The organism is Dactylosporangium sp. NPDC051087 (assembly GCF_055586325.1).
The window spans coordinates 53,301-64,669 of sequence record NZ_JBVJIJ010000051.1 but is presented as its reverse complement, the minus strand read 5'-3'; the positions used below and the strand labels follow the sequence as shown (position 1 = coordinate 64,669).

Annotated in this window: 10 protein-coding genes and 1 pseudogene; 9 read left to right on the top strand and 2 right to left on the bottom strand. The window is 73.8% G+C overall.

Annotation, left to right across the window (positions count from 1 at the left end; all coding sequences use genetic code 11):
• The 6 genes and pseudogenes from ACZ6TV_RS51920 to ACZ6TV_RS51895 all read left to right on the top strand — a co-directional run.
• A pseudogene (locus ACZ6TV_RS51920) lies at positions 1-924 on the top strand (coagulation factor 5/8 type domain-containing protein); the annotation flags it as partial.
• Positions 925-945: 21 nt separating this feature from the next.
• Complete coding sequence (locus ACZ6TV_RS51915; protein ID WP_465308564.1) at positions 946-2,373, top strand: diguanylate cyclase domain-containing protein; 1,428 nt, start codon at positions 946-948, stop codon at positions 2,371-2,373.
• Between the two features lie 23 nt (positions 2,374-2,396).
• Positions 2,397-3,137: a cobalt-precorrin-6A reductase gene (locus ACZ6TV_RS51910; protein ID WP_465308562.1), complete on the top strand. Its 741-nt coding sequence runs from the start codon at positions 2,397-2,399 to the stop codon at positions 3,135-3,137.
• A 12-nt stretch (positions 3,138-3,149) separates the two neighbouring features.
• Positions 3,150-3,974: a PHP domain-containing protein gene (locus ACZ6TV_RS51905; protein ID WP_465308560.1), complete on the top strand. Its 825-nt coding sequence runs from the start codon at positions 3,150-3,152 to the stop codon at positions 3,972-3,974.
• A gap of 9 nt (positions 3,975-3,983) precedes the next feature.
• The gene (locus tag ACZ6TV_RS51900) at positions 3,984-4,454 is read left to right on the top strand and encodes a hypothetical protein (RefSeq protein ID WP_465308558.1); all 471 of its coding nucleotides are present in this window, start codon (positions 3,984-3,986) and stop codon (positions 4,452-4,454) included.
• 116 nt (positions 4,455-4,570) lie between these two features.
• Positions 4,571-6,214 (top strand): diguanylate cyclase, encoded by a 1,644-nt coding sequence (locus ACZ6TV_RS51895; protein ID WP_465308556.1) that lies wholly within the window; start codon positions 4,571-4,573, stop codon positions 6,212-6,214.
• Here ACZ6TV_RS51895 and ACZ6TV_RS51890 read toward each other — a convergent pair.
• A complete protein-coding gene (locus ACZ6TV_RS51890) occupies positions 6,193-7,848 on the bottom strand; it encodes a hypothetical protein (protein WP_465308554.1) in 1,656 nt (551 codons plus the stop codon). The genes ACZ6TV_RS51895 and ACZ6TV_RS51890 overlap by 22 nt on opposite strands.
• A gap of 120 nt (positions 7,849-7,968) precedes the next feature.
• Here ACZ6TV_RS51890 and ACZ6TV_RS51885 point away from each other — a divergent pair, with 120 nt between their 5' ends.
• The 3 genes from ACZ6TV_RS51885 to otsB all read left to right on the top strand — a co-directional run bounded on the left by ACZ6TV_RS51885 (position 7,969) and on the right by otsB (position 10,786).
• On the top strand, positions 7,969-9,297 hold the full coding sequence (locus ACZ6TV_RS51885; protein ID WP_465308552.1) for an acyltransferase family protein: 1,329 nt from the start codon (positions 7,969-7,971) through the stop codon (positions 9,295-9,297).
• A 10-nt stretch (positions 9,298-9,307) separates the two neighbouring features.
• Entirely contained in the window at positions 9,308-9,916 is a 609-nt protein-coding gene (locus ACZ6TV_RS51880; RefSeq protein WP_465308550.1) for a TetR/AcrR family transcriptional regulator, read from the top strand.
• A gap of 84 nt (positions 9,917-10,000) precedes the next feature.
• On the top strand, positions 10,001-10,786 hold the full coding sequence (gene otsB, locus ACZ6TV_RS51875; protein WP_465308548.1) for a trehalose-phosphatase: 786 nt from the start codon (positions 10,001-10,003) through the stop codon (positions 10,784-10,786).
• A gap of 140 nt (positions 10,787-10,926) precedes the next feature.
• Here otsB and ACZ6TV_RS51870 read toward each other — a convergent pair whose 3' ends face one another.
• A complete protein-coding gene (locus ACZ6TV_RS51870; protein WP_465308546.1) occupies positions 10,927-11,229 on the bottom strand; it encodes a hypothetical protein in 303 nt (100 codons plus the stop codon).
• Between the last annotated feature and the right edge of the window lie 140 nt (positions 11,230-11,369).

Here is an 11,369-nt window from a genome sequence, read left to right as displayed (position 1 = left end):
AGCCTGCCGATCAGCCAGTTCTACATCGTCAAGGCCGGCGCCACCGCCGCGTCGATCAACGCCGCCCTGGCCGCTGGGCAGAACCTGCTGTTCACCCCCGGTGTGTACAACGTCAGCGACACGATCCGGATCACCCGGCCCGACACCGTGGTCCTCGGCCTGGGCCTGGCCACGATCGTGCCGCAGAACGGCGTCACCGCGATGAGCGTCGCCGACGTCGACGGGGTGAAGGTCGGCGGGATCCTCTTCGACGCCGGCACCACCAACTCGCAGGTGCTGATGGAGGTCGGCCCGTCGGGCTCGTCGGCGTCGCACGCGGCGAACCCGACCTCGCTGCACGACGTGTTCTTCCGGGTCGGCGGCTCGATCGCCGGTAAGGCGACCGTGTCGCTGCGGGTGAACAGCAACAACGTGATCGGCGACCACCTGTGGATCTGGCGCGCCGATCACGGCAACGGCGGCACCGTCGGCTGGAACATCAACACCGGCGCCAACGGCCTCGTCGTCAACGGCAACAACGTCACCATGTACGGCCTGTTCGTCGAGCACTACCAGCAGTACCAGACCATCTGGAACGGCAACGGCGGCCGCACCTACTTCTACCAGAACGAAATCCCCTACGACGTGCCCAACCAGGCCTCCTGGTCCAGCGGCGGCGGCGCACAGGGCTGGGCCGCCTACAAGGTCGGCGCCAACGTCACCAGCCACGAAGCCTGGGGCCTCGGCAGCTACTGCTACTTCTCCACCAACCCCAGCGTCGTCCTCGGTCACTCCTTCGAGGTCCCGCAGACCCCGAACGTCAGGTTCCACAACATGGTCACCGTCTCCCTCGGCGGGACCGGCACGATCGCCCGCATCATCAACAACACCGGCGGCCCGTCGAACTCCTCGTCGAACGTCGCCAACTGGGTCAACTACCCCTGACCCCTGCCGATCAGAGCGGCGATGTGGTTCGTCGCCGGTCTGATCGCGGTGTGCGCCGCGGCTCAGGCCGCGGTGCTGCTCGTGCCCACGGCCGGCACGATCGCGGCCGTGGGCGCGGCCACCACACTGCTGGCACTCGCCACGAACGTGCGGCTCTTCACGCGGTTCTCCCGCGGTACCGGCCGGGCGAAGGTCGCGTGGCTCTTCGCCGGGATCGCGTCCAGCGCCTGGACCGTCGCGTGCGTGCTGTACCTGCTCGACGTCCTCGCCGCCCGCGACGGCCCGCCGCCCCGCGCCGGCGACTGGGCGTCGCTGCTCGCCGTCAGCCTCGCCCCAGGTGTCCTGCTCAGCGCGCCGTCCGCCCCGCAGTCCCTGGAACAGCGGGTCCGGCTCACCCTCGACGGGATCATGGTCGCGGCGGCGCTGTTCGTGCTCGCCTGGCCGCTGCTGCTGCGCGACACGATGCACGAGATCGGCACCGTCGGCGGGTTCCTGGTGACCGGCGTGCCCGGCGTCCACATGGTCTGCATCGCCATCGCGATCGTGCTGCTGTCCCGCACCCGGCTCGGCGGCACCACCGCCGTGACCGTTCTCACCGGCGGGTTCGCCGTCTTCGCCGGGACCACCCTCGTCTACCTGTACGCGGGACGGCACGGCGGCTCCTGGTACGTGCACAGCCTCCCCGCCGGATACGGCACGGCGAGCGGGCTGCTCTACTACGCCGGCCGCTTCCAGATGCCCGCCGGCGGCGAGGAACCCGCGGTCGCGCTCGGCTGGCGCGGCGCCCTGCCCTACCTGCCGGTCGCCGGCGCGTTCACCGTCGCGGCCGTCGCCTACCGGATGAGCGACCTCGACGGGGTCATGGTGTCGGCGCTGCTGCTCGTCGCCGGTCTGGTGCTCGTGCGGCAGTACCTCGTGCTGCGGACCAACGCCTACCTGCTCGACGAGGTCAACCGGCAGCGCGCCGAGCTCGCCCACCAGGCCACCCACGACCATCTCACCGGCCTGCCGAACCGGGCGCTGCTCTACCGGGCCCTGCGGGACCTGCACGGCGGGCTCGTCCTGCTCGACCTCGACGGGTTCAAACAGGTCAACGACACCCTCGGCCATCCCGCCGGCGACCGGGTCCTGATCGAGGCCGCCGACGCGCTGCGGGCCGCCGTCCGCGCCGGTGACCTGCCCGCCCGGCTCGGCGGCGACGAGTTCGCGATCCTGCTCGCCGACGTGCGCGACGAGCGGGAGGCGGTCGCGGTCGCCGACCGGGTCATCGCCGGGATCGTCGCCCGGGTCGCCGCGTCCGGCTGCCCGGTCGCCGTCGGCGCGAGCGCGGGCGTCGTCGTGCGCACCCCCGGCGTCGACGACGAGACCATGTTCCGGCTCGCCGACGCCGCCCTGTACCGGTCGAAGGCCGCCGGGAAAGGGCGTGTCGAGCTGCACGTCCCTGCCTGATCCCGCCGTGGCATGCTGGCCCCGTGCGCACCGTCCTCATCCTCGGCGGCACCGGCGAGGCCCGGCAGCTCGCCGGGGCGCTCACCGGCTGCCGGGTGATCAGCTCCCTCGCCGGTCGCGTCGCCGACCCGGCGCTGCCGCCCGGCGAGATCCGCGTCGGCGGCTTCGGCGGCCCCGCCGGGCTGGCCGCCTACGTGCGGGCCGAAGCGGTCGACGTGGTGGTCGACGCGACGCACCCGTTCGCCGCGAGGATCAGCGCGTCGGCGTCATCAGCAGGGTCGTCGGCAGGGGTACCGCTGCTGGTCCTGCGCCGCCCGGGCTGGGTCGCCGGCCCGGGCGACGACTGGCACCGGGTGCCGGACCTCGACGCCGCGGCGGCGTTCATCGCGGCATCGCCCCACGAGCGGGTGTTCCTCACGACCGGGCGGCAGGGCCTCGGCGCGTTCGCCGCGCTGACGGACCGCTGGTTCCTCGTCCGCAGCGTCGACCCGGTCGCGCCGCCGCACCCGCCGCGGCTCGAGTCGCTGCTGGACCGGGGCCCGTTCACCGCGGACCGTGAGGAGGCGCTGCTCACCTCGTACCAGATCCAGCTCCTCGTCACGAAGGACAGCGGCGGCACCATGACGGCCGCGAAACTCACTGCCGCGCGGCGCCTCACCCTGCCGGTCCTCATGGTCGACCGGCCGCCCGTCACCCCGGGCGTGCCGGTGGTGGCGGACGTCACCGGCGCCCTCACACACCTGCGGGACCTCGGCATCGGCTGACACGATCGCGGCATGCTGCCCGCGGACCTGCACACGCACACCGAGTTCTCGTGGGACACCGCGACCGGCGACATGGAGGGATCCTGCGCGCGGGCCGTGCAGCTGGGGCTGCCGGCGATCGCCTTCACCGAGCACACCGACTTCGTCACCTGGGAGGTGTCCGCGGCCACGCTGCCGGACCGGTACCAGCCGCTCATCACCGACGACGTGCACCTCGCCCCGCCGCCCCTCGACGTGGAGGGTTACCTGGCGGCGGTCGACCGCTGCCGGACCCGCTTCCCCTCACTGAAGATCATCACCGGCGTCGAGCTCGGCGAACCGCACTGGTTCCCCGGCCAGACCACGTCGCTGCTGGCGGCGGCGCCGTTCGAGCGGGTCATCGGCTCGCTGCACTCCCTCGCCGTGGCCGGCCGGCACCGCCTGGTCGAGGACGAGTACGCGCTGCGCCCCACCGCCGAGGTCCTGCGCGACTACTTCACCGAGGCGATCCGCATGATCGAGACGTGCGACGCGTTCTCGACCCTGACGCACCTCGACTACGCGGTCCGCTACCTGCCCGCCGGCGCCACCTTCACCATCACCGACTTCGAGGACGAGATCCGCGCCGTGCTGCGCGCTCTCGCCGGCACCGGCCGCGCCCTGGAGGTCAACACCCGCCGCGGCCCCGAACCCGAGTTCGCCACCTGGTGGCGCGACTGCGGCGGCCGCGCGATCTGCTTCGGCAGCGACGCCCACCGCCCCGACCTGGTCGCCACCGGCTTCGCCGAGGCCGCCGCCATGGTCGAGGCCGCGGGATTCCGCCCCGGCCGCGATCCGCACGACCACTGGCTGATCTAAGGTCACCGCATGGGTTGGAACACATCGGCGCTGTTCGTCAAGGGCGTCTCCGAGGAAGCGGCGGTCGCCCTGCTCATGCCCGCGACGCCCGGGCCCGGCCAGGTCGGCGCGGACGAGGCGACGAGCGGCCTCGCCACCGGCGTGCTCTTCGCCGCGGAGACCGGCGGGTGGGCGCAGGTGTGGGACCCGTCGATGGAGCTCGCCCCGGCCTGTGACCCGCCCGGCGACGCGCTCGCCGTCCTGTTCTCCAGCGTCGCCAGCAGCTACGCCTACACCCTGTTCACCGCCGGCCGGGTCACCCGGCAGCTGGTGTACGCCGACGGTGAGCCCGTCGTCGACTTCGGCGACCCGCTGCCCGTCGAGTCGGCCGTCGAGATCCCGTCGTGGGGCCCGGACGAGGACTTCGTGTGGGCCGTCGTCGAGGCCGTCACCGGCACCGGGTATCTCCCCACCCTCCAGTACCGCCGCTGGCACCGGTAAGGGACCGGCCAGCCGTCACGGCGACCCGTAAAGGGCCGGTCGGCGGTCCACAGTGGTGCGATCGGACCGTTACAGTTACCAGGCGACCCCGTCCAGTGATCGGAGGCGCCCGGCCCATGACCGACCCGCTGCTGGCATCCGCGGAGTCCTCGCTCATCGCCTCTGACCTCGACGCGGCCAAGATGCTGGCCGGGGAGGCCGCCACGCTCGCCGAGGCGACCGGTGACCGGGGCGCGCACGCCCGGGGCGTCACGTTGCTGGCGCGGGTGCTGTACATCCGCAGCGAGACGGCCGAGGCGATGAGCTGCGTCCTGAAGGCGATCGACCTCAGCCGGTCCGTCGGGGACCTGACGTCGACCGCCAGGGCGCACGAGGTCGCCGCGCGGATCCTGCTCGACGTGGGCGAGACCGCGGCCGCCCTGGAGGAGGGGCTGGCGGCGCTGCGGGCCGCGGACACCGCCGGGGACCTCGCCGCGACCATGGCGGCGATGCGGGCGATGGCCAACGTGTATGCGGCACTGCACCAGTGGGACCGGGCCCTCGAATACGGCGAGCGCTACCACGAGACGGCGCGGCTGCTGCGCGACCCGGTGGCGGAGAGCGCCGCGATCGAGACGGTGTCGTTCATCTACGGCGGGATGGCCGCCGAGGCCACCGACCGCGGCGAGCGTGACCAGGCCCGCGCGTGGAACGAGCGGACCGTGCTGCTGTCCCGCACCGCCATGCTCATGGCGCGGGACGCCGGCAACCGGCGCGGCGAGAACACCTGCCTGGCCAACCTCGCCGAGTCCCTCGCCGACGTCGGCCGCCCGGCGGAGGCCCTCGAGCTGCTCGACAGCTGGCCCGCCGACCCGGCGCTGGACTCGGTCGCCAACATCGTGCACCACCGCGAGACCCGCGGGATCGTGCTCGCCGCGCTCGGCCGGCGGCAGGAGGCGGCGCAGCTGCTCGCCGTCAGCGTCGCCGAGGCACCGACGCGGCAGCACGAGATCACCGCCCGCCGGGCCCTCGCCGGGCTCCTCGAGGACATCGGCGACCTGCGCAGGGCGCTGGAGCACTACAAACGACTGTTCGTCCTGGTCTCCGAGCAGATGTCGGAGCAGGCGGAGCGGGCGGCGAGCGTGGCCGCGGTGCGGCTGGAGACCGCGCAGGCGCAGGCCCGGGCGACGGCGCTGCAACGCTCGAACGAGCACCTCAACCGGCAGGCCCTGGAGGACCCGCTGACCGGCCTGCCGAACCGGCGCCGCCTCGACCAGCTCCTCGCCTCCGACCTGCGCGCCTGTTCGGTCGTGCTGCTCGACGTCGACCACTTCAAGCGGATCAACGACGGCTGCTCCCACCTCGTCGGCGACGCGGTGCTGCGGGACCTGGCGGTCGTGCTCGCCGCCGCCTGCGGGCCGGACGGCACGGCGGTCCGGTTCGGCGGCGAGGAGTTCGCCCTCGTGGTGCAGGGCGCCACGGCCGACGGGGCCCTCGACCTCGCCGAACGCACCCGGGCGGACATCGCCGCGCACGACTGGACCGCGCTCGCACCGGGGCTCACGGTGACGGCCAGCTTCGGGGTGGCGCTCGGCGACGAGGCGGCGACCGGGATCGAGCTGCTGGCGCTCGCCGACCACCGCCTGCTGTCGGCCAAGTCGGCGGGCCGCAACCGGGTCGTCGGCCCACCGCCCCCCTGCCCGGCTCCCGCTCTTCCGGACCGGCTGCAGGACGGCCTTCCGGCAGGGCTGCCGGCGTTTCAGGCGGCGCAGACCGCGTAGGCGGTCGCCGACCAGTCGCCGGCGTAGCCGTCCTCGTCCTCGGTCGCGGTGATGCGGACGCCGCCGGCCTGCGGGTCCACCTCGAGCGCGACGATGCGCACCTGCCCGCCACCGCCGGTGATCTCGCCGCCGATGCCGTGCACCGGGCCGACGCCGAGGCACGACGCCACGACCGTCTTCGTCTTCGCCGAGTCCATCGCGGTGGCACCGGCCCGGCGGGTCTGCGTGGCGTGCGGCCGGCCGCACACCGCCTGCGCGCTCACGGACCAGCCGCCCGCGGTGCCGTTGTCGTCCTCGGCCGCGGTGACCGTCACCGAGGTCAGGTCCGGCGAGACGCGCAGCCCTTCGAGGAGCACGTCGTTCAGCCCGCCGGTGACGCCGCCGCCCGTGGTGTACACCTTCATCCCCGGCCGGCAGCTGACCGTCTGCGTGCGCTGCGCCGCCGAGCTGGACGGCCCGGTCGCGGTCATGACCTCCCAGCCGACCGGCGGCAGGTGGCACGCGGCGGCGACGTGGACGTTCCACTGCCCGGCGAACCCGGTGTCGTCCTCGTTCGCCACGACGGTCACCTTCCCGAACGGCGTCCAGGCCAGGTTCGTCAGCCCGACCTCTGCCCCGCCGCCGCCGATCCCCACGCCGGCGGCGAGCGGCAGCTCGTCGGGCCCGTTGCAGCCGCCGGCGAACGCCTTGTTCAGGCTGTTCGTGTCCGACGTCCTGGTGAACCCGGACGGGTTGTCCCCGTGCGCTGCCCCGGCCGGCCCGACGGCGAGCGCCACCCCGGCCGCGATCGTCAGCCACGCTCTCACTTCGCGCACACCGCCTGCCCCGCGAGGGTCCAGTTGCCGCCGTACCCGTTGCCGTCCTCCGTCGCCACGGCCAGCATCGACGGCCCGCTCCAGGTCGCCGCCAGCATCGTGGTCAGCCGCGCCTGCCCCGCGCCGTTCGTGATCGCCGCGCCCATTCCCTGCAGGTGCTTGCCCGCCGGGCAGCGGGGCGCTGAGCGCCTTCACGGTGCTGGAGCTGGCCGGCACCGTCTCGGTCACCAGCTCCAGGCCGGCCAGCCGGCTCGTGCACACGGCCCGGGCCACGACCCGCCAGACGCCGGCGAACCCGTCCTCGTCCTCCGCCGCCGCGACGCTGACGCTCCTCAGGTCGGCGGTGATCCGCACGTCGTCGAGGACCACCTGCCCCTTGCCGCCGACGATCTCGGCGCCGGTGCTCATCACCCGGCTGGTGCCGGGACACGTCGCGACGGCCACCCGCGTGGCGGCGGACCCCAGCCCCGACTGCGCCGTGACGAGTTGCTGGTCGGCCGGTTTCACGCCGCAGATGACCGACGCGTACAGCCGCCACTGCCCGGCGAACCCGGTGTCGTCCTCGGTGGCGGCCGCCTTGACGGTGGCGAGGGTTTCGGCCGGTCCCAGCCCGGTCAGGAACACGTCGTCCTCACCCTGCATGACCGCCGCTCCGGAGCCGATCAGGTCGGAGGACGAGCAGTGGTTGTTCTGCGTCTTCTCCGCCGTGCTGTCGGTCGCCGTGGCCGCGAACCCGGCCCCGGTCTCCCCCGCTGACGCCGTTGCCGGCGCCGTCGCCACGACGAGCGCCGCCGCGGTGGCCACCGCCCAGCCCTTCACGCCACGTCTCCGAGCATGTGCGGAGCGTAACAGCGGGTGATCATCCGGGTAGCCGTACCCAGGCGAAGTTGAGCACCGGCACCGATCCGCCCCGCGCCGGCGGGCGGCAGCGTGGACGGCATGCGTGAGCAGCGAGACCGGTACGTCGACCTCCTGCGGGTCGGGTCACTCGGCGTCGTCGTCCTCGGCCACTGGTCGATGGCCGTCGTCGCGGTCGGGGACGACGGCGTGGCCCGCCCCGGCAACGTCCTCGCCGTCGTGCCCGCGGTGCAGCCGGCGACGTGGCTGCTGCAGGTGATGCCGGTGTTCTTCTTCGTCGGCGGGTTCTCCCACTCGGTGGCCTGGGCGTCGGTACGGCGCCGCGGCGGGCGGTACGCCGACTTCGTCCGCTCACGGGCGGGACGGCTCCTGCGGCCCACCGCCGTCTTCGCCGGGGTGTGGCTGGTCATCGCCGCCGGGATCGAGCTCGCGGGCGCCGACCATGGCGTGCTGCGGCTCGCGACCAGGGTCGTCGCGCAACCGTTGTGGTTCATCGGCGTGTACCTCGGTGTCGTCGCCCTCGCTCCCGCGATGCTGCGGCTGCACCGGTGGGCGGGGCGCTTCGCGCCGGTCGTACCGGCGGCGCTCGGCGCGATGACGGTCGCCGTCGACGTGGCGAGGTTCGCCTACGACGTGCCGCTGATCGGGTTCGCCAACGTCGCGTTCGTCTGGCTCGCCGTGCACCAGGCCGGGTTCCTCTACGCGGACGGCAGGACCTCGACGCGCGCCGGGTGGACGCTGGCCGGTGCGGGGCTCGCCGCCACGGTCGCGCTGACCACCCTCGGCGGGTACCCGACGTCGATGGTGGGGGTGCCCGGCGAGCGGGTGTCGAACATGTCGCCGCCCACCGTCGCGCTGCTCGCCTGCGCCGCGCTGCAGATCGGCCTGGTGCTCCTCGCCCGCGGGCCCGTCACCCGCCGGCTGCGCCGGCCTGCCGTGTGGCGGGCGGTCGTCACCGCCAACGGGCTGTCGATGACGACGTTCCTGTGGCACCTGACCGGCATGTTCGTCGTCAGCGCCGGCACCCTCGCCCTCGGCGTCGCCCAGCCCCCGGTCGGCTCGCCCGCCTGGTGGTGGCTGCGGCCCGTGTGGATCGCGCTGCTGCTGGTGCCGACGGCGATCCTGGTGGCGGTGTTCCGGCGGGCGGACCGTCCGCGCCCGGCGAGCGTGCCCGGCGCCGGGGCGACGGCCACGCGCCGGCGGACCCCGGTCGCCGCGGCCGGCATGATCCTGTGCACCGTCGGCGTCCTGGGCGTCTCGGCCGTCGGCTTCGGCGGCGTGCTCGCCGGACGGACCAGCACCCTCGTCATCCTGCCGGTCACCCCGCTGCTGTCCGTGTGCCTGCTGGCCGCCGGCGCCGGGCTGCTCTTCCTGACCCGCCCCGCCCGGAACCTCGGCGAGTGTCCATAAACTGGACGCGATGGACGAGAGACCGACGCGGGTGCGGCGCGGCCGGCGCCCGGGGCAGAGCGACACCCGCCAGGCGATCCTCGACGCCGCCCGGGCCCGCTTCGCCGCCGACGGCTTCACCGCCACCACGATCCGCCGCATCGCGGCCGACGCGGGCGTCGACGCCTCCCTCGTCATGCAGTTCTTCAAGTCGAAGGACGAGCTCTTCGGCGCCGTCATGTCCGTGCCACCGGCCGCGCTGGACCGCATGACCGACGCGTGGCGCGGCCCCGAGGACGAGATCGGCGAACGCGTCACCCGCGCGTTCCTCGACCTCTGGGAGGACGACCCTGAGGCGTCGGCGCCGCTGCTGGCGATGCTGCGCGGGGCGATCGCCCAGGAGCAGGCCACCGCCCAGATGCGCGACTTCGTCGAGGCCCGCCTGGTCCGGGGCGTCGCCGCCCACCTGCGCGACGACCCCGACACCCGCCTGCGGATCGCCCTGGCCTCGGCCATGCTCGTGGGCATCGTCGTCGCCCGCTGCGTCGTCCGCGTCCCCACCGTCGCCGCCGAACCCCGCGCCACGATCGTGGCCAGGGTCGGCGCCGCCCTCCAGACCCTCCTCGCGCCCGGGATGTGACGCAGGTTGCGCGACCCCCCATCGCGGTGGGTAGCGATCTAAACTCGGATACGCATGTCGACCCGACCCGGATGTGAGGGCCAGATGACAGAGCCGGACGCCACGATCGAGTTCCTGACGGCGGCACCGGCGGACGCCGGGCTGGTCATGGACTTCGACGGCGTGCTGTCGGAGATCGTCGAAGACCCTCGCGCGAGCCGTCTGCTCGACGGGACGAGCGACCTGCTCGCCGGGATCGCGCAACGGCTGCGGGTCGTCGCGCTGCTGTCCGGCCGGCCGCTCTCGTTCCTGCGGGACCGGGCCCCGATCCACGGTGTGATCCTGCTGGGCTCCTACGGCCTGGAGGAGCTGCGCGACGGCGTCCCGCACACCCACCCCGAGATCGCCGCCTGGCTCCCGGCGGTCCGCGAGGCCAGCGCCGAACTGCACACCATGTTCGACGGCACCGACGGCGTCGTCGTCGAGGACAAGGCGGTGTCGGTCGCGGTCCACTGGCGGCTGGCGCCCGACCGCCTCGAGACGGGCGCGGCGGTGGACAAGGCCGTGCAGAACCTGGCCGCCCGGACCGGCCTGATCGCCGAGCCCGGCAAGCTGGTCTTCGAGCTCATCCCCCCGGTCAGGCAGGACAAGGGCACCGCCCTGACCAGGCTCCGCGAGACCCATTCCCTGCGGCGCGTTGTCTATGCCGGCGACGACCTCGGCGACCTGCCCGCCCTGCAGGCGTGCGCGGCGGCGGGCGGGCACGCCCTCGTGGTCACCCACGGCCCCGAGACTCCCCCACAGCTCAGCAACGCCGCCACCCGCACGTTCGACGGCGTCCACGCCTTCGCGACCTGGCTCACCGAACTCCGCACCGCCCTCACCGCGTGAGCTGACCCCCGAACACCTCACCTTGCAAGGCCTGGACGTCAACGGGCCTCCTGCGATCCCGGCGTGGACCACGTCGTAACGGTCAGGGCGACCCGGCCGGCACCGGCACTTCCCAGGAGGGCCGGCCCACTGCCGTCGCGTCAGGGCACCGTGTAGCCGTCCACCGGTGCGGCCTCCTCCGGCGAGCGCTGCGCGGCCGGCGCCCACGACCCCCACGTGACGTACTGCGGCCGGTGCGGCCGCGCCATGAAGCGCTCGCTGCGCGGATCGGCGAGGCCCGCGAGCCCGGCCAGCGTCGCGACTATGCCGACCACGACGGCCACGATCATCGGGACGATCACCGGGTCGAAGCCGGTCGGCCCGGTGGTCTCGGCCCAGACCACCCACCCGACGACGTAGGTCGTGCACAACTGCAGGGCGAGCAGCAGCAGGGCCAGCACCACCGCCGCCGCGGCACGGGCCAGCCGGGCCGGGGGGGGGCGGTGGGGGCGGTCTGGGGGCGTGCGGGGGGGTGGCCCCCCATGAGAGGTCGAGGAAGACGGAAGCGCGAAAAAAAGCCACAATACACCAGACAGAATCAAGA